The sequence below is a fragment of the Streptomyces sp. ML-6 genome, assembly GCF_030116705.1.
GTDB lineage: Bacteria > Actinomycetota > Actinomycetes > Streptomycetales > Streptomycetaceae > Streptomyces.
Window position 1 is genome coordinate 1,598,270 of sequence record NZ_JAOTIK010000001.1, and the last position, 24,579, is coordinate 1,622,848.

The following is a 24,579-nucleotide window of genomic DNA, read 5'->3' on the forward strand; positions in this document are numbered from 1 at the left end:
CGTTGTACGAAGCTTTCGACTCCGAGCGTATAGCACGCGCATTCGATTTACGGACGTCCGCAACCTCCTTCACCCGAATGAGTGGCGGGGCTAGGCTCACCCCCATGAACGATCATGTGCACGACCTGGAAGCCCTTCGCGAGGCCACCGATCGGCTGCTCGACGCCGCCGGAGAACTGGACGACGCCGCGCTCGCCCTGCCGTCCCGGCTGCCGGGCTGGAGCCGGGGACACGTCCTCGCGCACCTCTCCCGTAACGCCGACGCGCTCGTGAACGTTCTCCACGCCCGGCCCATGTACGCAGACAGCGAAACCCGCGACCGCGACATCGAGCGCGGCGCGCCCCGGCCGCGGGACGAACAGCTGGCCGACCTGGCCGGGAGCGCGGCCCGTTTCGCGGAGGCCGCCGCAGCCCCGGCCGACTGGTCCCGCACGGTCACGCTGCGCAACGGCGTGACGGACTCGGCCTCCCGGGTCCCCTTCCGGCGCCGCGTCGAGGTCGAGCTGCACCACGTCGACCTGGGCATCGGCTACGAGCTGGAGGACCTGCCGGAGGAGTTCGTCTCCCGGGAGATCGACTTCCTGGTCGAGCGGTTCGACGGGCACCCCGATGTCGTGGCCACGAGTGCGGTCGACGAGGAGGGCCGGACCCGGACGACCGGCGGCGGCGCGACGGGCTCCCCCGTCACCGTCCGCGGCACCGCTCCCGAGCTGCTCGGCTGGCTCTGCGGGCGCCGCGACGGGTCGGCGCTGACCGTCGAGGGAGGACCCCTCCCCGCGCTCCCCCCGCTATAGGCTGAGTCGCATGACGTACAGCGGAGCGGTCAGGGTCGGCGGGCCCGCCGATGTGCACGAGCTGACGGATCTGATGATCTCCAAGGTCGCCGTCGGCGCGATGAACAACAACGCGTATCTGCTGCGCTGCCGGGCCACCGGCGAGCAGCTGCTGATCGACGCGGCCGCCGAGGCCGGGACGCTGTTGCGGCTGATCGGTGACGACGGCATCGCGTCCGTCGTCACCACCCACCGGCACGGCGACCACTGGCAGGCGCTCGGCGAGGTCGTCGCGGCCACCGGGGCGCGGACGCACGCCGGACGGTACGACGCCGAGGGCATCCCGGTCCCGACCGACGTCCTGGTCGACAACGGCGACACGATCCGGGTGGGCCGGGTCGCCCTGACCGCCCGTCACCTCGTCGGTCACACCCCGGGTTCCATCGCGCTGGTCTACGACGACCCGCACGGCGCCCCGCACCTGTTCACCGGGGACTGCCTCTTCCCTGGCGGGATCGGAAACACCCACAAGGACCCCGAGGCCTTCGCGAGCCTGCTCCACGACGTGGAGACCAAGCTCTTCGACCGGCTGCCCGACGAGACCTGGGTCTACCCGGGCCACGGGCACGACACCACGCTCGGCGCGGAACGCCCGCACCTGGCGGAGTGGAGAGCCCGCGGCTGGTAAACCGGAACCTCGTACAAGGGACGCCGGTAAGAATGCTGTCACCAGCCCAAACGGCGAGGGTCACGTCCGGCGGCGTGCGGCGGGGTCGTGTTCGGCGACGTGCCGGGCGACCGAGTCGACGCCGGGGCGGGCGTAGCGCTCCAGGGAGGGGACGGGGGCGCGGCGGGGGCGGGCCGGCAGCATCGGGGTGGAGGTGCCGTTCTCGGCGTCCTGTGTCAGGGCGCTGTGCCGGAGCCGGTGGAGCGTCCAAGAGAGGATGCCTCGTCTCTCGTGGGACCTCGGCTCAATGCGCCGGAACCCGATGGACCGGAGACGTCGATGGTGTCAGGTCCGCGAACGAGGTCGGCCACGCGACGTCATCGATGGCGAGCCACGGCGCAGCGGCCACGGCGGTGGGTGTCACCCCGGTGAACGCTTTGACCTCGCGGTGGAGGTGGGCCTGGTCGACGTAGCCGCTTTCGGCCGCCACCTGGGCGGCGGCGTTGCCCGCCGCGAGGAGATGGGCGGCGTGATCGAAGCGCACCAGCCGGGCGGCGTGCTTGGGCGTGAGGCCGATCTGGGACCGGAAGCGGGACCACAGGCGCTTACGGCTCCATCCCACCTCGCTCGCCAGGCTGTCGACGCGCACCCGTCCTCGGCTGGTGCGCATCAGCCACCAGGCAGCGGCGACCTCCGGATCAGGCGACGGGCGGGCGCTCATCCGTCGACCAAGGGCATCCGCTGCGATCGTGAACCGCTCGTCCCACGACGCGGCGGCCCGCAGCCTTTCCTCGGTTCTCCCGGCATCGCGGCCCCAGACGTCCTCCAAGGAGACCACCGTCCCGCTGAGGTCGGTCGAGGCTCCGAACACTGCTACCGCCAGGACCGGCGACAACCGGATCTGGAGGCACTCGATCCCCCCGGCCGCCCGGCTCCCGAGCCGAAGGTCGCCCGGTACCAGTCCAACGACCGTGCTGCCGCATTCGCGCCGGCCGTGGGCGTCGTGGACAAGGCTGTCCTCGTCGCTCAGGTCCACGAACAGAGTGACTGAGGGGTGCGCGACCATGGCGATGTCCACGCGCGCCGGAGCACGCTGGCGGAACCCGGCCATGATGGCTCCCGGCAGCCGACCCCGTTGCCGGGACGCGACGACCTCCACCGACGCCCAGTCAGGTGGTGATTCGGTGGACTTCACAGCACCAGGTTAGCGAGGGGTGTCAGCGGCCCGTCGCTGCGAAGCGCAGCAGCAACTCGCTGGTCGCCTGCGGCGCTTCGAGCATGGGGAAGTGCCCGACGTCGGGCAGCTGCTCGACTCGCGCGTTCGGCACGGTGTCGTAGTGGTGCGCCGAAGACGGATCCCAGCGGGGGTCGGCAGCGCCGAAGATCACCAGAACCGGGACGTCGAGTGCGGTCAGGCGCGCGGGTACGCTCCGCTCGGCGATGTACGCGCCGTTTTGGCGCAGCACCGTCCTGAACGTGCGGTAACCGATGCCCCGTACGTCGGCGACCAGGTCGTTCGGGACGTCCACCGGGCGGTTGCACACCGCGGTCACCCCCCGGCGGAGCATCGCGTCGGAACGGACTCTCCATAGAAGCGGGCCGAGCGGCGGGTCGATCAGGACCCGAAGGAGGACGGGCTGCGGAAGGAGCGCGTCGGGACTCGGACCGCTGCTGATCAGTGCGAGCGAACCCACCAGGTCCGGGCGCTGTTCGGCGAGGGCGGTGGCGACATACCCGCCGCTGGAGTGCCCGGCCACGGTGACCGGACGAAGGCCGAGCTCATCGAGCGCCTCGGCCAGCCTGACCGCCTGCTCAGGCACGTCGTACGACGGCGCGGGCGGGGACTGACCGTGGCCCGGGAGGTCGATCCGGATGACGTGATACCGGCTGGCCAGTGCCGGCACTATCGGGCCCCAGGAGCTGCCCGAGGCCCCCGATCCGTGGATGAGCACCAGCGGCGGCGCCTCCCGCGGGCCGTCGTGGACCAAGTGCATCCCGTGCACATGCTTACCGTCGTGGATAGCCATACTCGGGAGGATGCCGGGGCTGTCGGCCCTCGGTCTTGTACAAATGTCGTCACGGGGCCGAGCATCGCCAGGGCTTGCGTCTCCCGGCGAGCGGAACTTCCGCGAAAGCCGGGCCGTTTGACCGGCGGCCATCGGCCGTCTCGAACTACCTGGCATTCACGCAGTTCAACGTGTCCCTACGCACCAGCTGCTCCGCGACAGGACAGTGGAGCAGGTCACGGGAACGCGCCGTTGGCACCACGCATCCTTACAACTGCACCAAGAGGTGCGAGCCATGCAGCCCTCGGCAGAGAAGTGAGCAACCACCATGAGCGCGTCCCCGGTCATCGCCTCGGCGCCCGATACGAGCGGAAGAGCCTGGGCCTGCGCAACGGCGTCGGCATTCGCCGGAGGACTCCTTCTCGGCGTCCTGACCAATCTGGTCCAGGGCTGGCTTCCGGGGGCGTGGAATCAGATCGCCAACTCCGGTGCGGTCTGGTCCGTCGCCGCGTTCGTCGCAGGCGCGCTGTCGGCCCGGAAGGTCGGCCTGCCCGCGGCCGCCGTTGCGGGTCTGTTCGCCGAGTCCGGTCTCGTCGTCGGCTACTACGGCTATGCGGAGGTCGCGCGCGACGGCATGGGCTCTCTGTTCGCTCCCCTCGTCTGGCTCGGCATGGCGTTCATCGCCGGCCCCCTCTTCGGGGTGGCGGGCTTTGGGTGGCGAGGCATCGGCGCACGCCACCGCGTCATCGGTCTCGCCGCCCTGGCGGGTGTTTTCGGCACGGAAGCCATCCACTACGCCTGGGTTCTGCACTACGCCTCCCAGGCATGGGCCTGCTTCGCCCTTCTGGTTCTCATCCCCCTGCTCATGGGCCGCACCCACAGAGAACGCGCGCTGACCCTCCTGACCGCCATTCCCTTTTCACTACTGGCCTACCTCGTCTTCTACAAACTGATCCTGACGACGCTCCTCGGCTGAGAGTGCACGGGCGACGGGAAGTGGCAGCAGCGCGGGCGCCCGAAGCCGTAAGAGGTGGCTTCGGGCGCCGCTTCGGCTGCAGGGCCGCAGACCGGTCACGCGAACAGCTGGAGAATCCGGGGGAAGTTGCGGCATCGGCCACCGCCGCGGAAGAGGATGTCGGGCTCGCTCTCGCGCATCCAGCACCATGTGCACGGACCACTGCGGCGGGCCTGGCGGTCGGGCCTTGCCCCAAGGCCCACCTCCGAGCGAAGAACACCGGCCGGGGCGGACGACGAAGTGTCGCCCGCCCCGGCCGGTTCCGTACCCCGTCGGACCGGCCGGGCGGATGCCGGGTCGGCCTGCGGGCTCAGGCGTCGACCTCGGCTCCCTTGTCCACGGCCTCGTCCGTGATCCCGTCCGTCCGTGCGGCGGCCTCGGCCCGCTCCTGCTTCCGGCCGGCGACGAGGCTGGTGATCGTGGTGATCACCAGCACGCCGCAGATGACGCCGAGCGACACCGGGATGGAGATCTCGGGGACGTTCACCCCGGACTCGTGCAGCGCGTGCAGCACCAGCTTCACGCCGATGAAGCCGAGGATGACCGAGAGGCCGTAGCTGAGGTGGACCAGCTTCTTCAGCAGCCCGCCGATCAGGAAGTACAGCTGCCGCAGCCCCATCAGGGCGAAGGCGTTGGCGGTGAAGACGATGTACGGGTCCTGGGTGAGACCGAAGATCGCGGGAATGGAGTCCAGGGCGAACAGCACGTCGGTGGTGCCGATGGCGAGCATGACGACCATCAGCGGGGTCAGGACGCGCTTGCCGTTGTTCCGGATGAAGAGCTTGGTGCCGTGGTAGCGGTCGGCGACCCCGAAGCGGCGCTCGATCGTCCTGAGGAGACGGTTCTCCTCGAACTCCTCCTCTTCCTCTCCGGCCCGCGCCTCCTGGACGAGCTTCCAGGCGGTGTAGATCAGGAACGCGCCGAAGATGTAGAAGACCCACGAGAAGTTGGCGATCACGGCGGCACCGGCGGCGATGAAGACGGCCCGCAGCACCAGCGCGATCAGCACCCCGACGAGCAGCACCCGCTGCTGGAGGTGCGAGGGCACCGAGAACTTCGCCATGATCAGGACGAAGACGAAGAGGTTGTCGACGCTGAGCGACTTCTCGGTGATGAAGCCGGCGAAGAACTCGCCCGACGCCTGGCTCTCCCCGAAGACCAGCAGGCCGAGCCCGAAGAGGACGGCCAGCGCGATCCAGATGATCGTCCAGATCCCGGCTTCCTTGGTCGTCACGTCATGGGGCTTGCGCCCGATGACGAAGTCGACGGCGATGAGGGCTGACAGACCAAGAATGGTCAGCGCCCAGAGGGTCCATGAAACGTCCACTGCGCCTCCGGCAGTTCGCTACGGCTACTGATCAGCGTCGTCGCTGCCGGAGGTCTCTTCCACCCGGGGCGCGGAGTGCGCCACGGGCCGACGCCCCGGGACCGGTCACGGTCCGTACTGACGGGAACGCCGCGTACGGGAGTACTCCCCTCCGTCCAAAGAAGAGTACAGGGAATCCCAAGGAAAGGTAAAGAGAAAGGTAAAGCTCCTTCAAAAGCGCTGGTCAGGGCGGCGTGGGAGAGCTCGGAACGATCCGCGGATCAGTACCGTCGTGGGTGGCGGGCGGCTGCCACCGCGGCGAGCACCTGTTCCAGGACCCGGCTTCCGGGCGGCATCACCGGCGGCTCGTACGTCCAGGCGTGCCCCACCCAGGGGTCGGCCAGGTGGTCGTCGGGGACCGGGGTGAGCCGGAGCAGCGAGCGCCACAGCGGGTCGAGCACCGGCCCGTACCCGGCGGCGTCCTCCCGGTCCGCGACCATCAGGAGGTGGACGCCGACCGAGGGGCCCTCGTCGGCGAGGTAGCGCAGCTGGGTGACGGCACGGTCGTCGAAGCCGTGCGGGAAGTCGTTGACGATCAGCAGTTGCTCGCCCGGGTCGAGGTCCGGCGGCAGCGAGTCGGCGGCGCCCGCCCGGATCGCCATCTGCACCAGGTCGACGCGCCGGGTGAGGTGGGCGAGGACCGAGGCGACCCCCTGGGCCCCGGCGGCGGGCGGCCCGGCGAGCGCCCCGGCGTGCACCAGCGGGGCGAGCGCCGCGGCACCGGAGCCCGCGGCGTCGATGACGTGGACGGAGAACTCGTCGGCCGGGTAGACGGCCAGCAGGCGTGCGGCGTGGGCGACGGCGCTCTCCATGGCCAGGGTGCGCAGCCGGGTGGTGTCCATCAGGGCCGCGGCGTCGGAGGCCGTGCGGCCGCTGTCGATCCAGATCCCCCGCTCCAGGGGCAGCCGGACCAGCAGTGGGATGCGCAGGTCGGGCTTCTCCGGGAGGTGGAGGTCGCCGATGCGCAGCGCCATGGGGATCTCCATCGGGACGCGGTAGGCGTGCCAGACGGGGTTGTCCCAGCGTGCGAACGCGGCGGGGAGCGCGGGCTCCACGACGTCGGACTCGGCGGCGAGCTGGGCGAGGTCGCGGTCGAGGCTCTCGCGGGCGCGGGCGGTCAGCTCGTCGCGCTTGGCGCGGGCCTCCTGACGGGCCCGGTCGCCCGTGCCCCCGATCCGGCTGCGCGGGTCGGACAGGGTCCGGTCGAGCTCCTGGTCCATGCGGGACTCGGCGAACTCCACGGCGCTGCGGTACGCGGCGGTGGTGCGGGCCAGGTCCTCGAACATGCCCCAGATCTGGTTGTAGAGGCGCTCGTCCATGGACCAGCCGGTCGCGTCCCCGGCGACGGGCGGGGCGGGCCGGCCCGGCTGCGCGGGCGGGGCGGTGGACGGGGGCGGCGGAGGTGCGGCGGCCTGGCGGCGGGGGTGTGCGTAGTCGATGCGGCCGCCGCTCGTGGCGGGCGGGGCCGGTGGGGCGGCGGGCTCCGTGAGCGGTTCGGCCGGCCGGGGGTCGTGCGGGGGCGGTACGGGGCCCGTGCCGTGGTCGGCGCGGCCGGTGTCCGGGGTGCGCGGCGGGGGCGGGGTGACGGCGCGGGCCGTCGCGCGGGTGACCGCTTCCTGGATCGAGTGGGCCAGTTCGGCCGCCCGGGACAGGCCCTGGTCGGCGAGCATGGCGGCGAGGCCGCCCGCGTAGCCCTGGCCGACGGCGCGGACCTTCCAGGCGCCCTGGCGGCGGTAGAGCTCCAGGGCCGTGACCGCGGACTCGGTGTCCAGTCCGGTGAGGGTGAACGTGGCGATCTCGGTGCCGTCGAGTCCGGTGACCGCGACGAACGGCGAGGCGACCGCGCCGAAGCGGACCGGGCCGCCGACGCCCGTGGGCAGGGCCAGCAGCACGGTGACCCGGTGCACCGCGTCCGGCAGGGCGTCGAGGTCGACGGCGAGCCGGTGGTCGGCGGCGGCCTGGCGGGACACTTCGAGGCCGGGCAGTTGGGGCGATCCCGGGTGGGCGACCCATTCGGTGCCGTGCACCGTGCCGTTCTCGTCGCCGAGCGTGGCACCGGCCACGACGGGCGTGCCGGCCGATACCCGGATCTCCAGACGGGTCTGGGGCAAGGTGTGGTTCTGCCCCCGGACCAGCTCGGCCGTCATTGCCCTGTCCCCTCGACGATTCGCTTCACTGCCGTGCGATGTGCCGCAGGGCGCCGCGGCGCCATGCGGTGCGCCGCGTGCGGTGCGGCGCCATGCGGTGCAGCTCCCGGCGGCCGATGCCTCCGGGAGCTGCGGTTACCGGTGCGTACCGGTCCGGTCAGGTCCTGCTCACAGGTGCGGCAGGATCGACGGCATCAGGTCCTGGAAGGTCCGGCCGTTGGCCGGGTTGCCGAGGGCGGTCATCTGCCAGCCGCTCCCCGCACGGTGCACCTTCGCCATGATCTGAGCGGTGTACTGGCCGCCGCCGTCCAGCGTGTAGCGGGCGAGCTCCTGGCCGTTGGTCTCGTCGACGATGCGGCAGAAGGCGTTCTGCACCTCCTGGAACGTCTGGCCGGTGAAGGAGTTCACCGTGAAGACGATCTGGTCGATGTGGACCGGCACCCGCTGCAGGTCGACGAGGATCGCCTCGTCGTCGCCGCCGGAACCGGCGCCGCCGACCAGGTTGTCCCCGGTGTGCCGGACCGAGCCGTCGTCGCTGACGAGGTGGCGGAAGAAGACCACGTCGACCGGCTGCTTGTCGGCGAAGAGCACCGCCGAGGCGTCGAGGTCGATCTCCCGTGTACGCGACCCGAACAGGCCACGGCGCGGCGCGGCCTGCCAGCCCAGCCCCATCCGCACCGCGGTCAGGGTCCCTCCGTCGCCCTTCTGCAGGCTGATGGCCTGACCCTTGGTCATATTGACCGTCACGCGCTGTCCCCTCTCCGCTTTCCCCGCAACCATCCGTGCGCGGTTTCCCAGCACCCTACGCAGTCACACCGACACTGCGACCGTTCGGGGCCATTTTGTGTCGGTCCTGCAACACACCGAACGCAACGCGGTCAGGCGAGACCCGCCTCGCGCATCTGGCGCAACTCCTTCTTCAACTCCCCCACCTCGTCGCGCAGTCGCGCCGCCACCTCGAACTGGAGGTCCGCGGCGGCCGCCCGCATCCGCTCGGTCATCTCCTCGATGATCCCGGCGAGTTCGGCGGCGGGCCGGTCGGTGACCGTGCCGGTGCCGGCTGCGGCCTTCTTGCTGCCGGTCTGCTTGGCCAGTGCGGGAACGGGCGCCTTGGCGCCCTTAGTCTGGCGGTAGCCGGTGCCGAGCAGCTGCTCGGTGTCGACCTCCTCGCGGGCGATCGTCGCGACGATGTCGTTGATCTTCTTCCGCAGGGGCTGCGGGTCGAGACCGCGTTCGGTGTTGTAGGCGATCTGCTTCTCGCGGCGGCGGTTGGTCTCGTCGATGGCCTGGGCCATCGCCGGGGTGATCGTGTCGGCGTACATGTGGACCTGGCCCGAGACGTTGCGGGCGGCGCGCCCGATGGTCTGGATCAGGGACGTCCCCGAGCGCAGGAAGCCCTGCTTGTCCGCGTCGAGGATGGCGACGAGCGACACCTCGGGCAGGTCGAGGCCCTCGCGCAGGAGGTTGATGCCGACCAGTACGTCGTACTCGCCGGAGCGCAGTTCGCGCAGCAGCTCGATGCGGCGCAGCGTGTCGACGTCGCTGTGCAGGTAGCGGACCTGGATGCCGAGCTCCAGGAAGTAGTCGGTGAGGTCCTCGGCCATCTTCTTGGTGAGGGTGGTGACCAGGACCCGCTCGTCCTTCTCGGCGCGGATGCGGATCTCGTGCACCAGGTCGTCGATCTGGCCCTCGGTGGGCTTGACGACGACCTCCGGGTCGACGAGGCCGGTGGGGCGGATGATCTGCTCCACGAAGCCGTCGCCCCGGGACAGCTCGTACGTGCCGGGGGTGGCGGAGAGGTAGACGGTCTGGCCGATCCGCTCCTGGAACTCCTCCCACTTCAGCGGGCGGTTGTCGAGCGCGGAGGGCAGCCGGAAGCCGTGGTCGACGAGGGTCCGCTTGCGGGAGGCGTCGCCCTCGTACATCGCGCCGATCTGCGGCACGGTGACGTGCGACTCGTCGAGGACGAGGAGGAAGTCCTCGGGGAAGTAGTCGAGGAGGGTGTGGGGGGCGGTGCCGGGCGAGCGGCCGTCGAAGTGCATCGAGTAGTTCTCGACGCCGGAGCAGGTGCCGATCTGCCGGAGCATCTCGATGTCGTACGTGGTGCGCATCCGCAGCCGCTGGGCCTCCAGCATCTTGCCCTGCTTCTCCAGCTCGGCGAGGCGCTGCTCCAGCTCCTGCTCGATGCCGTTGACCGCCTTCTCCATGCGCTCGGGGCCCGCGACGTAGTGGCTGGCGGGGAAGACGTGGAGGGAGCGGTCCTCGCTGATCACCTCGCCGGTGAGCGGGTGGAGGGTGGAGAGCGCCTCGATCTCGTCGCCGAACATCTCGATGCGGACGGCGAGCTCCTCGTAGACCGGGAAGATCTCGATGGTGTCGCCGCGGACCCGGAAGGTGCCCCGGGTGAACGCGAGGTCGTTGCGGGTGTACTGGATCTCGACGAAGCGGCGCAGCAGCTGGTCTCGGTCGATCTCGTCGCCCACCTTGAGGTGGATCATCCGGTCCACGTACTCCTGGGGCGTGCCGAGGCCGTAGATGCAGGAGACGGAGGCGACCACGACGACGTCGCGCCGGGTGAGCAGCGAATTCGTCGCGGAGTGGCGCAGCCGCTCGACCTCCTCGTTGATCGAGGAGTCCTTCTCGATGTAGGTGTCCGACTGCGGGACGTACGCCTCGGGCTGGTAGTAGTCGTAGTACGAGACGAAGTACTCGACGGCGTTGTTGGGCAGCAGCTCACGGAACTCGTTCGCCAGCTGGGCCGCGAGCGTCTTGTTCGGCGCCATCACGAGGGTGGGGCGCTGCAGCTTCTCGATCATCCACGCGGTGGTCGCGGACTTGCCGGTGCCGGTCGCGCCGAGCAGGACGACGTCCTTCTCGTTCGCGCGGATGCGCCGCTCCAGCTCGGCGATGGCCGCGGGCTGGTCGCCGCTGGGCTGGTAGGGACTGACGACCTCGAAAGGCGCCACCGAACGTTCGATCTTCGAAACGGGCCGCATGGAACCACCGTACGACCCCCCACTGACAACCGGGTCCGTCCGGCCGTTCCGCCGGCCTCCGGTCACCACTCCCCGGGCGGGGCGGGGTCGCGCGGACGGGAGTGGAACGACGCCGGGTCGGCGTGGGTCCCGAACCGCGGCACCTGCCGCTGGACCGGTGTCCCGGGCGGGCGTCCCGCTCCGTTCGCGGCCCCGGGGTCGTTCCAGTCCGGGGTGCCCAGCACCATCAGGGGGTCGAACATCACGACCACCGCGGCGATGACCAGGAAGCAGCCGGGGCCGATCAGCAGCGGCACGAGGGGGGCGGCCGTGGTGCCGGCCACGCTGCCGGAACCGGGGTGCAGATGGACGCTGAGCGCGGCCATGCCGGTGTAGTGCATGCCGCTCACCGCCACGCCCATCACGACGCTGGCCCCGAGACTGGGCAGGAAACCGTGGATGGACACGGCCGCCCAGAGCGCCACGGTGGCGGCCACCACGGCGATGACGACGGAGAGGGCCACGGTGACCGTGTCGTACTCCAGCTGTCCGTCCAGACGCATTCCGGCCATGCCCAGGTAGTGCATGGTGGCCATGCCGAGTCCGGTGATGGTGCCGCCCGTCACCAGTGCCATACGGGTGGCGCCGCGGTATCCGACGAGGAAGATCCCGACGCCGACCATGCCGATCGTGACCGCGAGGCTGGCGAAGGTGATCGGCTTGTCGTAGCCGATCACCACTCCTTCGACGGAGAAGCCCATCATCGCGATGAAGTGCATCGTCCAGATGCCGGAGCCGATGGAGGTCGCACCGAGGGCCAGCCAGCCGGCCTTGAAGGAACGTTCGGTGCGCAGCGAGCGGGTCGTGCAACGCAGTCCGAGAGCCGCACCGAGGCAGGCCATGAGGAAGGCCGCGACGGGCGTCACCGCCCCGTAGCTGAAACCGTCGATCGTGCCCTGCATGCTCGTACGCCCTTCGCGGAAGCCCGGGTCCGGAGGTGACCCTAAAGCGCGAGGCCCGGCAGACAAACAGAAGAGCTGCATCTTATAGACACGGAAATCGGCCCGTTACCCGGTGTCGCCGACGGCGTTCACGTTGTGGCCATCCTTCGCCTGTCCCCCGTTGGGGCACGGCTGTCACTCTCGGCCCTGCCGCAACTCTGACGCAAGGAGTACCCGTGTACGCACGCACCGCAACCGCCGTCCTCACCGCCGCAGCCGTGATGGGGACCGGCGCGCTGCTGATGTCGTCCACCGACACCCGGACCACGAGCAGGACCACGGCCGCGGCCGGGCACACGGCCACGGTCACCGATGTCCGGACCGTCAGCGCCCGGACCGGGGGCCCGGGGCGGGGCGGCCCCGTCGTCTTCGCCCACCGGGGCGCCTCGGCGTACGCGCCGGAGAACACCCTGGCCGCCGTCGACAAGGCCGACGACCTGGGCATCGACTGGGTGGAGAACGACGTCCAGCTCTCCAAGGACGGTGTGCTGGTGGTCATGCACGACACCGATCTGAGGCGGACCACGAACGTCGAGGAGGTCTTCCCCGACCGGACCTCGTGGGCGGTGAAGGACTTCACGGCCGCAGAGATCGCCAGGCTGGACGCGGGCAGCTGGTTCGGGCCGGAGTTCGCCGGGGCCCGGGTGCCCACCCTCGGGCAGTACCTGAACCGGGTGGAGCGCAACCGGCAGAAGCTGCTGCTGGAGATCAAGAGCCCCGAGATCTACCCGGGCATCGAGAAGGCGACCCTGCGGGAGCTGCGCCGGCAGGGGTGGCTCGACCGCGACCACGTGAAGAACCGGCTCGTCATCCAGAGCTTCGGCGCCGAGAGCGTGAAGAAGGTGCACCAGCAGCGTCCCGACGTCACGACCGGTTTCCTCGGCACTCCCGCGGTGGCCGACCTTCCCTCGTACGCGGCCTTCACCGACCAGATCAACCCCTCCCACTCCTCGGTCACGGCCGACTACGTGACCGCGGTGCACGCGTTGAAGGGCGCTCACAAGAAGCGGCTCCGGGTCAACACCTGGACGGTCAACGACGCGGCGACCGCGAAGCGGCTGGCGGGCCTCGGCGTGGACGGGATCATCACCAACAACCCCGACGTGGTGCGCGAGGCCACGGGCCGGGGCTGACGGCCCGGGTCCGCCCCGGTCCCGGGTCCGGCCCATCGGCCGGTCCCGGCGCCGCGGCCGGTCGATGCTCCTCTTGGCTGTCAGTGGCCGGTCGTACCGTGGTCCCATGAACAGCAACGGGGTCGTCGAGTGGGCCGTCGTCGGGAGCGACATCGGTCCGCTGCTCCTTGCCGCGACCGGTACGGGCCTGGTGAGCGTGGTGTTCCACGCCCGTCCCGAGGTGTGCGGGAAGGCCGTCGGACAGCTGCGGGCCCGACTGGGCGCGGAGCCGGTGGAGAGTCCCGGTTCCGCCCGGCTCGCCGAGCCGATACGGCAGCTCGCGGCGTATTTCGCGGGTTCGTCGCGGGAGTTCTCGCTCGCCCTGGACTGGTCGCTGACCTCCGGTTTCAACCGCCAGGTGCTCCGCGAGCTGGCGGCGGGGGTGCCGTACGGGACGGTCGTCGGGTACGGGGACCTCGCCGAGCGGGTCGGGCAGCCGGGGGCCGCGCAGGCGGTCGGGGCGGCGATGGGCTCCAACCCGCTTCCGGTGGTGGTGCCGTGCCACCGGGTGGTGGAGAGCGGCGGCGGACTCGGCGGGTTCGGCGGTGGACTCGAAACGAAGCGGAAGCTGCTGGCCCTGGAGGGCGTGCTGCCGCAGCCGTTGTTCTGAGCGCCTCCCTCGGCACCGGGATGCAAGCATTCCTCGCCGCCGAGCTCCGAGCTGCCTTCGGGGCCGGGTTACGAACGCCTTTCGGTGGCGGGTGCCAAGCGGCCTTCGGTGCCGGGTTCCGAGCTGCCTTCGGGGCCGGGTTACGAACGCCTTTCGGTGGCGGGTGCCAAGCGGCCTTCGGTGCCGGGTTCCGAATGCTCTTCAGCACCGGCCCGGGCCGCCCGGATCGGCCCGAACCCGGTTTCGTACCTGCGTACGGGCTGGCACACTGCGTCAGTGACCAACCCCCTTGACGCTCCTGACACCCCCGCCGGGTCCGGCCGCCCCGAGGCCGCCCGGGTCACGGCAGCCGCGTTGCCCGCGCTGCAACGCAGAACGTCCGTGGTGCTCATAGCCAGCCAGATACTCGGCGGCCTCGGTGTGCCGATCGGCATCGCGCTGGCCCCCGTACTGGCCACGGAGGTGAGCGGGTCCGAGGCCCTGTCCGGGCTGGCTCCCACCGCTTCGGTGGCGGGGACCGCCCTGCTCTCGCTGCCGCTGGCGGCGCTGATGACCTCGCGCGGCCGGCGCCCCGGCCTCGTGCTGGCCTATCTGATCGGTGCGCTCGGCGCGGGGCTCGTGGTCGTGTCCACCCTCGTGGAGAGCTTCCCCCTGCTGCTGCTCGGCATGGCCGCGTTCGGTGCCGGTTCCTCGGCCAATCTGCAGGCCCGGTTCGCCGCCGCGGACCTGGCCGAGCCGGACCGGCGGGCCCGGGCGATCTCCACCGTCATCTGGGCCACCACGATCGGTTCCGTCCTCGGGCCGAACATCGCCGCCCCGGTGGGCCGCCTCTTCCGCGGCACGGCGATATCCGAGGAGGCGGGGCCGTTCTTCTTCGCGGCCGGGATCTTCCTGCTGGCCGCCGTGGTGGTCGGGGCACTGCTGCGGCCCGACCCCCTGCTCACCGCGCGGGCCCTGGCCCCGCAGGACGAGGGGTCGCCGGCGGGCCGTTCGCTGCGGGCGGGCATCGCGGCGGTCCGGGCCTCGCCGATGGCGCGGCTGGCGCTGGTGACCGTGGCCGTCTCGCACACCACGATGGTCTCGATCATGGTGATGACCCCGGTGGACCTGGGCCACCACGGCGCCGGGCTCCAGCTGATCGGCCTGGTCATCAGCGGTCACATCATGGGCATGTACGCGTTCTCCCCCGTGATGGGCTGGCTGTCGGACCGCTTCGGCCGGCTCGCCGTGATCGGCCTGGCGGCCGGGCTGCTCTGTTGCGCCGCGCTGCTGGCCGGTACCGCGGGCCCCAGCCACGGGCAGACGGCGGCCGGTCTCTTCCTGCTCGGACTGGGCTGGTCGGCGGGGCTCGTCGCCGGTTCGGCGCTGCTCACCGACTCCGTGCCCCAGGCGGCCCGCGCCGCCGTGCAGGGCCTGTCGGACCTGACCATGAACACGGCGGCGGGCATCGGCGGAGCGGTCGCCGGGGTCATCGTCGCGCGGGCGAGCTACGGCTGGCTGAACGCGGTGGGGGCGTGCCTGCTGCTGCCGATGGCGGCGCTGGCACTGCGCCGGGTCCTCACCCGCCCCGCCCCCACGCACCCGGGGCCGGAGCCGGCCCCGGCCCCGGCCGACACGATCGGGAAGCAGTGACGGTACGACGCGTGGGGCCCGGTGAGCCCGGGCCCGGTGGACCGGGCGTCGGTGAGCCGGGGCTGGTGGACCGGGGCCCGTGTCGACCAGGGTGCCTCAGGAGCTGATGTGGTACGCCTTGCGCAGCGTCTCGTGCACGGTCCACGTCGTACGGTCGCCCTCGCGCAGCACACAGGCGTCGCCCGGGCCGATCTCCATCGTCGCCCCGCCCTCGACGGCCACGGTCGCGCGCCCGCTGACGACCACGAAGAGTTCGTTGGCCTCGGTGTCGGTGACCACCCCGGGGGTGATCTGCCAGATCCCGCGCACCTGCTTCCCGTCGGGGGACTCCCAGAGCACCTTGCCCGTCACCACGGGTTCGCCCGAGACGATCTGCGCGGGGTCGAGCGGTTCGGGTTCGAGTTCGGCATCCGGAATGTGCACGACGAACGAGGCAGCGGACTGATCAATAGTGGTCATGCCCGGTCACCCTAATGCCCCTCCCCCTGGGCCCGTCGGCCACGGCACCGTAGCGGAAGCGGCATCGGCGAACCGTGCGGCGCCCGCGTCGCCCCCGCCCCCGCCCCGCCGCTCATCGGATGCACCCCTCGCACCACCCATGTCGCGCGGGATCCGCCCGTGCGCCCCGTCCGCGCCGTGCGAGCCCCTCGTCCCCGTCCCACGTTTGAGGCGGGCACCCCCGCGACAGGGATGTGGACATGTCATCGAATGCGTCGCACAGCGCAGATTCCCACGCCCCCGCCCTCTCCACCGAGGTACGGGCGGCCCTCGCCACGCACCACCCCGTCGTGGCCCTGGAGTCGACGATCATCGCCCACGGCCTGCCGCGCCCCCGCAATCTGCGGGTGGCCGAGGAACTCGAAGGGCTCGTGCGGTCCGCCGGGGCGGTTCCCGCCACGATCGCCGTGCTCGACGGAAGGGCCCATATCGGCCTGGACAAGGCCCAGTTGGAACGGGTCGCCACGGACCCGGCGATGCGGAAGCTGGGGCATCGCGACCTCGCCCCCGCCCTGGCCACGGGTGCGAGCGGGGCCACGACCGTGTCCGCGACCGCGTTCCTGGCCGCCCGCGCGGGGCTGCGCGTCTTCGCGACGGGCGGCCTCGGCGGCGTGCACCGGGAATGGACGCGGACCCAGGACGAGTCCGCCGACCTCCGGCTCCTCGCCCGGACCGGCATCACCGTGGTGTGCGCTGGGGTGAAATCGATCCTGGACGTCCCCGCGACGTTGCAGCGCCTGGAGACACTCGGCGTCCCGGTGCTCGGTTACGGCACCGACCGTTTCCCCGGCTTCTACCTCAACGACTCGGGCGAACCGGTCGACTGGACGGTGCGGTCGCCCGAGGAGGTCGCGGACGTGATGCGGGCGCAGGACGCGCTCGGCGGCCCCGGGACCGCGCTCGTGGTCGCCAACCCCGTGCCCGTGGCGGAACAGCTGGACCCGGCGCTCCACGACCGCGTGCTGGCCGAGGCCCTGGAGGAGTGCCGGGAGCGCGGCGTCGAGGGGCAGGCCGTCACCCCGTTCCTGCTGGAGCGTCTGGTGCGCGGGACCGGGGGCGCCTCGCTGGAGGCCAACCTGGCGGCCGTACGGGGAAACGTCTCGCTCGCCGCGCGGATCTCCGGCGCGTGGACGGCCGCCGTACGGGATCCGGCGTCGCACCGGGGCTCTGCGCCGCACGCCGACCCGGCATCGCACCCGGACCCGGGGCCGCGTCCGGACCCGGCGGCCGGCCGATGACCGACGGCGGGCTGCTCGTCATCGGGGACGTGGTCACGGATGTGGTGGCCCGGCACGCGACGGCACTGGTCCACGGCACGGACACCCCGGCCCGCATCCGCACCCTCCCCGGCGGGGCGGGGGCCAACGTCGCGTGCTGGGCGGCCCGTTCGGGCTGCCGCGACGTGCGGTTGCTGGCCCGGGTCGGCGCCGACAGCGCGGACTGGCACCGGGACGCGCTGCAACGGGCGGGAGTGCGCTGCCTGTTGGCCGTGGACGACGAGGAGCCGACCGCCACCGTCGTCGCCCTCGTCGATTCCGCCGCCGAGCGCACCTTCCTCACCGACAGCGGCGCGGTGCTCCGCCTCTCCCCCGCCGACTGGTCGCCCTCGTTGCTGGACGGCGTCGCCCACCTCCATCTCTCCGGGTACCTCCTCTTCGCCGCGACGAGCCGGTCGACGGCGCTGCTCGCCCTGCGGGAGGCCCGGCGGCGCCGGATTCCGGTGAGCGTGGACCCGGCCTCGGCGGGCTTCCTCGCCGAGCTGGGCGCCGACCGGTTCCTGACGGCGGTGGAGGGTGTCGATCTGCTGCTGCCCAACGCGGACGAGGCCCGGTTCCTCACCGGCCTGCCCGAACCGGCCGACGCCGCCGCCAAGTTGAGTCTCCTGGCCGGCCGGGTGGTCGTCACGCTCGGCGCGGACGGGGCGCTGCTGGCCGCCGCCGGTGCGGTCGTCCGGCACGTCCCGGGCGTCCGGGCGGGCGGCGCCGTGGACTCGACGGGTGCGGGCGACGCGTTCACCGGCGGTTTCCTGGCGGCGCACCTGGCCGGGGCGGACGACGTCTCGGCCGTGGCGGCGGGCTGCCGGGCGGGGGCGGAGGCGGTCACGACCGTGGGCGGCCGCCCCGGCCCGTAACACACCGACCGCACCGGCCACCCCGGCCGCACTGGTACGAGGACAGCGGCGCCGGTCCGGGCCGAGTCGGCTCGATGCGGGCCGACTCGACACGGGCCAGTCCGGGTCGAGTCGGGTCAGGTCCGATTCGGTTCGGTTCGGGCCGGGAGGTCCGGCCGGTCCGCTACCCGTCCCGTTCCCACCCCGTCCACGCCTGATGCAGCGGATCGTCGGCGCGCACGACCGCGTCCGCGCGGCTCGCGGGCCCCACCTCCTCCTCGTACCGCGCGAAGGCGGGCAGCGTCCAGTGCCCGCTCCCCTCGGTGCGCCGCCGCAGTGCGCCCGGCGACAGCCGCAGGTGGACGCTCAGGTCGAACGGGAACCAGTGGCCGAGCAGCAGCGGGCCGTGCACCACCAGTACCCCGCCCTCGGGCAGGTTCCGGTACGGGCTGCGGGTGGCCCGGTCGGTCACCGGGTCCCAGAGGTCCGGCAGCACCCGGCCGCTCCCGCCCGGCTCCAGCGGCCCGAAGACCTCGCGCCACAGCGCGCCCGTGTCGAACCAGCTGCCGTAGTACGAGTCGGGGTCCTCCTTGCCGTACTCGTACCGGAGGCTGGCCGGTCGCAGGAACCCCTCGGTGGACACGACGAGCACCGCGCGGCCCCGGATCCGCAGGGCCTGGGCGACCCGCTCGGCGAACTCCCCGGTACGGGCCGCCGGGGCGCCGTCGACGGCGGCCTTCAGCCAGGGGCCGCCGTCGGCCGGTTCCAGGGCGTCCGCACGTACGGCGAAGGCTTCGGCCAGCCGTTCCCAGGTGATCGCTTCGAAACGCACCCGACCATCATCACCCCGCGGCGACGCGTCCGGCCCGGTGCACGGCAAGGAGGCGCTGCGCGCCTCCTGGGCGGCGGGCCTGGAGCGCATCACCGAGCCGAGGTCCGAGCTGGTGGACGTCCGGGTGGGCGTGCACGCCCTGGTGATCGACTACCGCAACCGGATCGGCGGCCGGGTCTGCGAGGTAGTGACCTTCCGCGCCGGCCTGGTGATCTCCGGCTTCGGGGCGTACGGCGACAAGCTCGCCCACTGACGACCAACGGCCCACGCACAACACCCGGCGCACAACACCCAGCGCCCGACCCCCGGCGCCCAATGCCCGGGTGACCGGCCTCGACCGTTCACGGCCGCCGCAGGGACGTGGTCACTCGCCGCGCAGTTCGGTGGCGAGCGGCCCGTCGCCCGACACCTCGACGCGCCCGTCCCCGACCGCCTCGGCAAGCGTCAGTTCCCCCTGCCCGAGCGCGAGGCAGACCTCCGCGTCGAGCGTGAGGCGTGCGTCGGCACGGGCGGCGGGGCCGTCCCCGTAGACGGCTCCGTCATCCTTCGCGCCACCGGCGCGCACGTGGAACTCGCCCTCGTCCAGGTGGACTTCCACGATCCCCTCATGGGCCGTCCCCTCCAGCGCACGCAGCAGCACGAGCGCGAACCAGTGCGCCCGCACCGCGTCGGTGGGCCGCCGCTCGGCCAGGGCGGGCGCACCCCATTCGGCGAGCGCCGCGAGCACCGGCAGCAACCCGCGGCCGCGGCCGGTCAGTTCGTACACCGAGGCCGCGGCGGGCGGCGGGAGCCGGCGGCGGGTGACGAGGCCGCCCTGCTCCATGTCCTTGAGCCGGGAGGCGAGGACGTCCGTGCTGACCCCCGGCAGGTCGGCGTGGAGGTCGGTGTAGCGGCGGGGGCCCGCCAGCAGTTCACGGACGATCAGCAGGGTCCACCGGTCGCCGACGGAATCGAGGGCGCGCGCGGTGGCGCAGAACTGGTCGTAGCTCCGACGGCGGGCCGGGCGCGTTGCGGGCTGTTGCTGACGTGGCATGCAACGCAGTCTAGACATGTTGTTGGACTTTCCAAGCTCAAACTTGGTAAAACCAAGTATCGCAATCAGGTCGGGGAGGCCACGCATGGAGTTCCGGCAGTCCAGCAAGCTCGACGAGGTCTGTTACGAGATCCGGGGCCCGGTCATCGAGCACGCCAACGCCCTGGAGGAGGCGGGCCACAGCGTGCTCCGGCTCAACACGGGCAACCCCGCGCTCTTCGGTTTCGAGGCGCCGGAGGAGATCGTCCAGGACATGATCCGGATGCTTCCGCAGGCCCACGGCTACACCGATTCGCGCGGTGTCCTCTCCGCCCGGCGGGCCGTCGCGCAGCGCTACCAGGCGATGGGACTGACCGATGTCGGGGTCGACGACATCTTCCTCGGCAACGGCGTCTCCGAGCTGATCTCGATGGCCGTGCAGGCGCTGCTGGAGGACGGCGACGAGGTGCTCGTCCCGTCCCCCGACTACCCGTTGTGGACCGCGGTGACGACGCTGGCGGGCGGCAGGGCCGTGCACTACGTCTGCGACGAGGCCGCGGACTGGAACCCGGACCTCGCGGACATGGCGTCGAAGATCACCGACCGGACCAAGGCCGTCGTGATCATCAACCCCAACAATCCGACCGGTGCCGTCTATCCGCGCGAGGTTCTCGAAGGCATCCTCGACCTGGCCCGCCGGCACGGCCTGATGGTGTTCGCCGACGAGATCTACGACCAGGTGCTGTACGACGACGCCGAGCACCACAGTGCGGCGTCCCTCGCCCCCGACCTGCTGTGCCTCACGTTCAGCGGGCTGTCGAAGACGTACCGCGTGGCGGGCTTCCGTTCCGGCTGGCTGGTCGTCTCCGGCCCGCAGCAGCACGCCCGGAGCTATCTGGAGGGGCTGACCACGCTCGCCTCCATGCGGCTGTGTCCCAACGCGCCCGCGCAGTACGCCATCCAGGCCGCGCTCGGCGGCCGGCAGTCGATCCGGGATCTGGTCGCGCCGGGCGGCAGACTGCACGAGCAGCGCGACCGGGCCTGGGAAAGGCTGAACGAGATCCCGGGGGTGTCGTGCGTGAAGCCGAAGGGCGCGCTGTACGCGTTCCCGCGCCTCGACCCGAAGGTGCACCGCATCGTCGACGACGAGAAGTTCGTCCTCGACCTGCTGCTGCGGGAGAAGATCCAGGTCGTGCAGGGCACCGGTTTCAACTGGCCGCGCCCCGACCACTTCCGGATCCTGACGCTTCCGCACGCCGACGACCTCGACGCGGCGATCAGCCGCATCGGCCGCTTCCTGACCGGGTACCGGCAGTGAGCCGCGGCCCGGGGTGAGGTGTCCCGCCCGGGCTTCGCCGCCGGACACCACGGAGGGTCCGGACAACCGGCAAGGAGCCGGAGAACGGGAGCGGGCCCGGGGGCGTAGCCGGCCCCCGAGCCCTGTGGATGCCACCCGTTCGGCACGCCGACACTTTTAAGGACCCGTGTCAGGTTTATGTCGCCGCGTCCTGCCTTTAGACGACCGCAGATCGAAGCTCCGCGGGCCGGAGTCGAACCGGCATCTCGACGCCCGTGGGCACGGGCCCGTTTGATTCGGCGATCGGTGGCGAATGCTGAGTCTGGAGCAAGAGTCTGAGATTGATCGCGGGCGCCTCTACCATTTGGGCCACCCCGGCCCGTGGGGGTGCTCGGAAGCACCCCGAGTGCCGGGGGGAGGACTCGAACCTCCACCGGTACCGCGTCGTTCACGACAAGCTTCAGTTTCAGCTTGCGCTCCTCGCGCACCCCGGCCGTAAGTGACGGCCGGGGAGTCAATGGTCGGTCACCCGAAGAGGTAACCGAATACCGCATCACCCACCCGCTGGTCGGTGACGTCCACGCTGTTGGCCTCCTCGCGGGCGAACTTCACGGCCTGCTGGAGCTTCTCGACCCGGTCCAGCAGTTCGTTGACGCGGCGCGCGGGAAGGGCCCCGGAGAACTTCACCGTCGTCCAGTACCCGATCGGGACGTCCTCGTAGTACACCTCGACCTGCGCCGGGTGCTTGTCGGTGGCCTCCGCCTTCACGTGGTTGCGGGGCACCTTCTTCGTACGGAGGGTCCGTACCGGCTCGGTCTTCCAGGAGTCCGTCGACGGGTCCTGGACCCAGGCCTCGGAGGCGTCGAGCACCGGCAGCTTGCGGACGAAGGTGTTGAGGTCCGTGAGCTGCTTCTCCAGGAAGAGCAGGTACGAGACCGGCACGTCGCTCACGATCACCCGGCCGTCGACCTTCACGTCCGCGCGGGCCGAGCAGTTCGCCCAGTCCTTCGTGGCGGTCACATCGAAGAGCCGGGTCAGGGTCACCGCGGTGTCCCGCAGCACGTCCTCGGCCTTGATCTGCACCAGCGTCGACTCGGGCGGCAGCTGCTCGCCCTCCTCGTCCTTCGGCTGGTACGTCCGGGAGATCCCGGCGAGCAGCCCGGTCTTCTGGAGGCCGTGATGCGCCGCCGTCAGGTCCTGGTGGGCCTTGGACTTTACGCCCTTCTCCACTGCGATGATCTGATTGAGTTTCGCCACGTCGAGGAACCTAACAGGGACGCCCTGGCCTTGGCCAACGGTTTTGGCACCCTCCGTCCGCACGGCGGGAGGGCCCCCGGGCCGGGCCGTACGGGTGGTTTCCGCAGGATGGCCATGTCCTGCCGCCGCCCGGCGGGGACCGCTTGCCACAGTGGGCCCGCGCGTCCGCGACGCCGGCCCCCGCGCACCGCGCCCGCCGTCTCCCGACCGGGCACGGCTCCCCGTTCCCGTACGGACACCGCCCTCACGGGCGCCGAACGAAGGGCCCGCCTTGTCCCGTCTCCCCCGCCCCACCGGCACCAGCCGTCCCAACACCCCTGCGCCGCACGCCGGTTCCCGGCAGCACCTCGCCTTTGAGCGGCCCGCAGCCCCCGACCTGCTCGTCGAAGCCGCGCCGCGCGTCGGGACCGATCGGCGCACCGGTCCGAAGCGGCGCGGCCCGCTCACCGCGGCGGCCGTCGCGGCGGCCGTACTGGTCGTGGGAACCCCCGTCTCCTACGCCACCCTCGGCGGCGAACCCTCCCCGGCCCAGCGTTCCGCGGCTGCGGCCAGTGCCACGCGCAGGGAGGACTACATCGAGACCCGGCTCTTCTTCGGCACCGAACGGCCCGACGGCGGACCGGACGTGACCGACGACCAGTTCATGGCGTTCATCGACGAGGAGGTCACCCCGCGCTTCCCGAACGGGCTGACCATTCAGGACGGCCGGGGACAGTGGCGGGACTCCAACGGGGTCATCGAGCGGGAGCGCAGCTACGAACTGACCCTGCTCTACCCCGCGTCCGAGGCCCGGGCGCGCGACTCCCGGATCGAGCGGATCCGCGACGCCTACGAGAAGGCCTACGCGCAGGACTCGGTGGCCCGGCTCGAGGAGCACATGATCGCCGACTTCTGACCCGGCGGCCCCGGCCCCTCCCGGGCGCCCGGCGGCCCCGGCCCCTCCCGGTCCTTCCCGACTGGCCGCCTCCCCTTCCCTCACATGCCCGGTCGCGGCCGCGCGGCCGGTTGATCCGGTGCGCCAGCGCGTGGACGCCGATGACGGCCGCCGGGAAGAGCACCGTGGTCGCCGCGGCCGCCCTGCCTCCGCCGTCGGTCCGGATACCGGCCTCCTTCAGCTTCCGCACGGCCCACACCGAGTACGGGACGACGACCGTCGGCGCCGTGAGGACCCCCGGCGTGTAACCGCGGTACGCCAGCGTCTGCGCCATGTGCACGGCGCCGTGCCACCCGAAGCCGACCAGCACCGACCGGAAGAACGGGCTGCGGCCGCCGGTGCGCGCCCCGTCCGCCGATGCCGCCGCCATGATTGCGCCCATGAGCCCGATCGCGACGGCGGCATCGCGCTGCGAGAGCTCCATCCGCTCCCAGATCCGTTCGGGCACCGCCGGGAACCGTTCCTGGAGCCGCGGCCGGGCGGACCGCGCCCAGCGGGCCATGGTGGCCAGCTCCTCCAGGTCATTGGCCACCCAGGCGGCGAACAGCCCCCAGGTCACCGTCTTGGAAACCCCCGCCTCCGCCATGCCGGACCCCCGTAACGTCGCAGTGAGATGACCCCACCCTACAATGCAACGTTGCGTTGCTTTTTCTCTGGAGTGCTCATGTCCGACCCGATCGTGAACCGCCGTCCGGGCAGGGGACCCCGCGCCGCCGAAGCGATCTTCGACACCACGTTGCGCCATCTCGCGGAGCGCGGGTACGCCCGCCTCACCATCGAGGCCGTCGCCCAGGACGCCGGGGTCAACAAGACGACGATCTACCGCTGGTGGCCCTCGAAACCTGCCCTGCTGCGGGCGGCGCTCATCCATGCCCGGGTGCTCGACGTCGACATTCCCGAGACGGGCAGCCTCCGCGGTGATCTGATCGCCCTCGTGGAGCAGATCATCGGTCTGCTCACCAACGGGCGCACGGAACCCGTCGCCCGCGCCCTGACCTCGGGCACAGGTCTGCCCGACGACGAACTCGCCGCTCTCACCCGGGACTTCTTCGCCGACCGGTTCTCCCGCGAGCAGCCGGTCTTCACCCGCGCCGCCGCCCGCGGCGAACTCCCCGCGGACGCCGACCCGATGCTGCTGCTGGACCTGATCGCCGGGGCCGTCTGGATGCGGGTGCTGCTCCGCCGCGAACCGGTGCCGCCGGGCTTCGCCCGGGAGGTCGTCGACGCCGTGCTGCCCCGCTGACGGGAGCGGGAGCGGCCGGGTCGCCGTGGCGT

The 24,579-nt window shown here is 71.7% G+C and carries 25 protein-coding genes and 2 pseudogenes; 13 read left to right on the forward strand and 14 right to left on the reverse strand.

Features of this window, described 5'->3' with window-relative positions; translation table 11 throughout:
- Positions 1–104: 104 nt before the first annotated feature.
- Together OCT49_RS07080 and OCT49_RS07085 are read left to right on the forward strand one after the other, a co-directional pair.
- On the forward strand, positions 105–794 hold the full coding sequence (locus OCT49_RS07080; RefSeq protein ID WP_283851035.1) for a maleylpyruvate isomerase family mycothiol-dependent enzyme: 690 nt from the start codon (positions 105–107) through the stop codon (positions 792–794).
- A 10-nt stretch (positions 795–804) separates the two neighbouring features.
- Positions 805–1,461, forward strand: coding sequence for an MBL fold metallo-hydrolase (locus OCT49_RS07085; protein ID WP_283851036.1), 657 nt, complete (start codon positions 805–807; stop codon positions 1,459–1,461).
- A gap of 60 nt (positions 1,462–1,521) precedes the next feature.
- Here the strand turns inward: OCT49_RS07085 and OCT49_RS07090 are convergent, their stop codons facing one another.
- The 3 genes from OCT49_RS07090 to OCT49_RS07100 all read right to left on the reverse strand — a co-directional run bounded on the left by OCT49_RS07090 (position 1,522) and on the right by OCT49_RS07100 (position 3,467).
- Entirely contained in the window at positions 1,522–1,644 is a 123-nt protein-coding gene (locus tag OCT49_RS07090) for a PmrA (RefSeq protein WP_283851037.1), read from the reverse strand.
- Positions 1,645–1,744: 100 nt separating this feature from the next.
- Complete coding sequence (locus OCT49_RS07095; protein WP_283851038.1) at positions 1,745–2,635, reverse strand: helix-turn-helix domain-containing protein; 891 nt, start codon at positions 2,633–2,635, stop codon at positions 1,745–1,747.
- Between the two features lie 22 nt (positions 2,636–2,657).
- Positions 2,658–3,467, reverse strand: a complete 810-nt coding sequence (locus OCT49_RS07100) for an alpha/beta fold hydrolase (protein WP_283851039.1) — start codon at positions 3,465–3,467, stop codon at positions 2,658–2,660.
- Positions 3,468–3,774: 307 nt separating this feature from the next.
- Between OCT49_RS07100 and OCT49_RS07105 the strand changes: the two genes are divergently transcribed.
- Positions 3,775–4,422, forward strand: coding sequence for a DUF6518 family protein (locus OCT49_RS07105; protein WP_283851040.1), 648 nt, complete (start codon positions 3,775–3,777; stop codon positions 4,420–4,422).
- 349 nt (positions 4,423–4,771) lie between these two features.
- On the opposite strand, the gene OCT49_RS07110 is transcribed toward OCT49_RS07105, so the two are convergent.
- The 5 genes from OCT49_RS07110 to OCT49_RS07130 form a co-directional block, all read right to left on the reverse strand.
- Complete coding sequence (locus OCT49_RS07110; RefSeq protein ID WP_283851041.1) at positions 4,772–5,788, reverse strand: TerC family protein; 1,017 nt, start codon at positions 5,786–5,788, stop codon at positions 4,772–4,774.
- A 260-nt stretch (positions 5,789–6,048) separates the two neighbouring features.
- Positions 6,049–7,974 carry a TerD family protein gene (locus OCT49_RS07115; protein ID WP_283851042.1) on the reverse strand — a complete coding sequence of 642 codons (1,926 nt, stop codon included), beginning with the start codon at positions 7,972–7,974 and terminating at the stop codon, positions 6,049–6,051.
- Between the two features lie 168 nt (positions 7,975–8,142).
- Positions 8,143–8,721 (reverse strand): TerD family protein, encoded by a 579-nt coding sequence (locus OCT49_RS07120; protein ID WP_283851043.1) that lies wholly within the window; start codon positions 8,719–8,721, stop codon positions 8,143–8,145.
- 131 nt (positions 8,722–8,852) lie between these two features.
- Positions 8,853–10,970, reverse strand: coding sequence for an excinuclease ABC subunit UvrB (uvrB, locus tag OCT49_RS07125; protein ID WP_283851044.1), 2,118 nt, complete (start codon positions 10,968–10,970; stop codon positions 8,853–8,855).
- Positions 10,971–11,032: 62 nt separating this feature from the next.
- Positions 11,033–11,911 carry an MHYT domain-containing protein gene (locus OCT49_RS07130; RefSeq protein ID WP_283851045.1) on the reverse strand — a complete coding sequence of 293 codons (879 nt, stop codon included), beginning with the start codon at positions 11,909–11,911 and terminating at the stop codon, positions 11,033–11,035.
- A gap of 215 nt (positions 11,912–12,126) precedes the next feature.
- Here OCT49_RS07130 and OCT49_RS07135 point away from each other — a divergent pair, with 215 nt between their 5' ends.
- From OCT49_RS07135 to OCT49_RS07145, 3 genes are all read left to right on the forward strand, one after another.
- Positions 12,127–13,083 (forward strand): glycerophosphodiester phosphodiesterase, encoded by a 957-nt coding sequence (locus OCT49_RS07135; protein ID WP_283851046.1) that lies wholly within the window; start codon positions 12,127–12,129, stop codon positions 13,081–13,083.
- Positions 13,084–13,189: 106 nt separating this feature from the next.
- A complete protein-coding gene (locus OCT49_RS07140) occupies positions 13,190–13,732 on the forward strand; it encodes a methylated-DNA--[protein]-cysteine S-methyltransferase (RefSeq protein WP_283851047.1) in 543 nt (180 codons plus the stop codon).
- A gap of 276 nt (positions 13,733–14,008) precedes the next feature.
- Complete coding sequence (locus OCT49_RS07145) at positions 14,009–15,364, forward strand: MFS transporter (protein ID WP_502963342.1); 1,356 nt, start codon at positions 14,009–14,011, stop codon at positions 15,362–15,364.
- Between the two features lie 96 nt (positions 15,365–15,460).
- Here the strand turns inward: OCT49_RS07145 and OCT49_RS07150 are convergent, their stop codons facing one another.
- Positions 15,461–15,823, reverse strand: a complete 363-nt coding sequence (locus tag OCT49_RS07150; RefSeq protein ID WP_283851048.1) for a cupin domain-containing protein — start codon at positions 15,821–15,823, stop codon at positions 15,461–15,463.
- 239 nt (positions 15,824–16,062) lie between these two features.
- On the opposite strand from OCT49_RS07150, the gene OCT49_RS07155 reads away from it, so the two are divergent.
- Complete coding sequence (locus OCT49_RS07155) at positions 16,063–17,100, forward strand: pseudouridine-5'-phosphate glycosidase (RefSeq protein WP_283851049.1); 1,038 nt, start codon at positions 16,063–16,065, stop codon at positions 17,098–17,100.
- Positions 17,097–17,993: a carbohydrate kinase family protein gene (locus OCT49_RS07160; protein WP_283851050.1), complete on the forward strand. Its 897-nt coding sequence runs from the start codon at positions 17,097–17,099 to the stop codon at positions 17,991–17,993. The genes OCT49_RS07155 and OCT49_RS07160 overlap by 4 nt, the downstream gene beginning before the upstream one ends.
- Positions 17,994–18,156: 163 nt before the next feature.
- On the opposite strand, the gene OCT49_RS07165 is transcribed toward OCT49_RS07160, so the two are convergent.
- Positions 18,157–18,804 (reverse strand): nucleoside/nucleotide kinase family protein, encoded by a 648-nt coding sequence (locus tag OCT49_RS07165; RefSeq protein WP_283851051.1) that lies wholly within the window; start codon positions 18,802–18,804, stop codon positions 18,157–18,159.
- On the opposite strand from OCT49_RS07165, the gene OCT49_RS07170 reads away from it, so the two are divergent.
- Positions 18,785–19,057: a nuclear transport factor 2 family protein gene (locus OCT49_RS07170; RefSeq protein WP_283851052.1), complete on the forward strand. Its 273-nt coding sequence runs from the start codon at positions 18,785–18,787 to the stop codon at positions 19,055–19,057. The genes OCT49_RS07165 and OCT49_RS07170 overlap by 20 nt on opposite strands.
- 111 nt (positions 19,058–19,168) lie before the next feature.
- Here OCT49_RS07170 and OCT49_RS07175 read toward each other — a convergent pair whose 3' ends face one another.
- Entirely contained in the window at positions 19,169–19,837 is a 669-nt protein-coding gene (locus OCT49_RS07175; protein ID WP_283851053.1) for a winged helix-turn-helix transcriptional regulator, read from the reverse strand.
- Between the two features lie 85 nt (positions 19,838–19,922).
- Here OCT49_RS07175 and OCT49_RS07180 point away from each other — a divergent pair, with 85 nt between their 5' ends.
- Positions 19,923–21,134, forward strand: coding sequence for a pyridoxal phosphate-dependent aminotransferase (locus OCT49_RS07180; protein ID WP_283851054.1), 1,212 nt, complete (start codon positions 19,923–19,925; stop codon positions 21,132–21,134).
- Positions 21,135–21,520: 386 nt separating this feature from the next.
- On the opposite strand, the pseudogene OCT49_RS07185 reads toward OCT49_RS07180, so the two are convergent.
- A pseudogene (locus OCT49_RS07185) lies at positions 21,521–21,607 on the reverse strand.
- Between the two features lie 31 nt (positions 21,608–21,638).
- Complete coding sequence (locus OCT49_RS07190; RefSeq protein ID WP_283851055.1) at positions 21,639–22,370, reverse strand: DUF7873 family protein; 732 nt, start codon at positions 22,368–22,370, stop codon at positions 21,639–21,641.
- Positions 22,371–22,746: 376 nt separating this feature from the next.
- Here OCT49_RS07190 and OCT49_RS07195 point away from each other — a divergent pair, with 376 nt between their 5' ends.
- Together OCT49_RS07195 and OCT49_RS07200 are read left to right on the forward strand one after the other, a co-directional pair.
- Complete coding sequence (locus OCT49_RS07195; protein ID WP_502963451.1) at positions 22,747–23,265, forward strand: DUF3574 domain-containing protein; 519 nt, start codon at positions 22,747–22,749, stop codon at positions 23,263–23,265.
- A 140-nt stretch (positions 23,266–23,405) separates the two neighbouring features.
- Positions 23,406–23,552, forward strand: coding sequence for a hypothetical protein (locus OCT49_RS07200; protein ID WP_283856034.1), 147 nt, complete (start codon positions 23,406–23,408; stop codon positions 23,550–23,552).
- Positions 23,553–23,554: 2 nt separating this feature from the next.
- On the opposite strand, the pseudogene OCT49_RS39810 reads toward OCT49_RS07200, so the two are convergent.
- A pseudogene (locus OCT49_RS39810) lies at positions 23,555–24,049 on the reverse strand (HXXEE domain-containing protein); the annotation flags it as partial.
- Between OCT49_RS39810 and OCT49_RS07210 the strand changes: the two are divergent.
- Positions 23,969–24,547, forward strand: a complete 579-nt coding sequence (locus OCT49_RS07210) for a TetR/AcrR family transcriptional regulator (protein WP_283851056.1) — start codon at positions 23,969–23,971, stop codon at positions 24,545–24,547. The pseudogene OCT49_RS39810 and the gene OCT49_RS07210 overlap by 81 nt on opposite strands.
- Positions 24,548–24,579: the final 32 nt, after the last annotated feature.

Coding starts and splice junctions, on each gene's coding strand:
- OCT49_RS07080 (WP_283851035.1), top strand. CDS start 105: ATGAACGATCATGTGCACGACCTGGAAGCCCTTCGCGAGGCCACCGAT.
- OCT49_RS07085 (WP_283851036.1), top strand. CDS start 805: ATGACGTACAGCGGAGCGGTCAGGGTCGGCGGGCCCGCCGATGTGCAC.
- OCT49_RS07090 (WP_283851037.1), bottom strand. CDS start 1,644: ATGCTGCCGGCCCGCCCCCGCCGCGCCCCCGTCCCCTCCCTGGAGCGC.
- OCT49_RS07100 (WP_283851039.1), bottom strand. CDS start 3,467: ATGGCTATCCACGACGGTAAGCATGTGCACGGGATGCACTTGGTCCAC.
- OCT49_RS07105 (WP_283851040.1), top strand. CDS start 3,775: ATGAGCGCGTCCCCGGTCATCGCCTCGGCGCCCGATACGAGCGGAAGA.
- OCT49_RS07115 (WP_283851042.1), bottom strand. CDS start 7,974: ATGACGGCCGAGCTGGTCCGGGGGCAGAACCACACCTTGCCCCAGACC.
- uvrB (WP_283851044.1), bottom strand. CDS start 10,970: ATGCGGCCCGTTTCGAAGATCGAACGTTCGGTGGCGCCTTTCGAGGTC.
- OCT49_RS07130 (WP_283851045.1), bottom strand. CDS start 11,911: ATGCAGGGCACGATCGACGGTTTCAGCTACGGGGCGGTGACGCCCGTC.
- OCT49_RS07140 (WP_283851047.1), top strand. CDS start 13,190: ATGAACAGCAACGGGGTCGTCGAGTGGGCCGTCGTCGGGAGCGACATC.
- OCT49_RS07150 (WP_283851048.1), bottom strand. CDS start 15,823: ATGACCACTATTGATCAGTCCGCTGCCTCGTTCGTCGTGCACATTCCG.
- OCT49_RS07155 (WP_283851049.1), top strand. CDS start 16,063: ATGTCATCGAATGCGTCGCACAGCGCAGATTCCCACGCCCCCGCCCTC.
- OCT49_RS07160 (WP_283851050.1), top strand. CDS start 17,097: ATGACCGACGGCGGGCTGCTCGTCATCGGGGACGTGGTCACGGATGTG.
- OCT49_RS07175 (WP_283851053.1), bottom strand. CDS start 19,837: ATGCCACGTCAGCAACAGCCCGCAACGCGCCCGGCCCGCCGTCGGAGC.
- OCT49_RS07180 (WP_283851054.1), top strand. CDS start 19,923: ATGGAGTTCCGGCAGTCCAGCAAGCTCGACGAGGTCTGTTACGAGATC.
- OCT49_RS07200 (WP_283856034.1), top strand. CDS start 23,406: ATGACGGCCGCCGGGAAGAGCACCGTGGTCGCCGCGGCCGCCCTGCCT.
- OCT49_RS07210 (WP_283851056.1), top strand. CDS start 23,969: ATGTCCGACCCGATCGTGAACCGCCGTCCGGGCAGGGGACCCCGCGCC.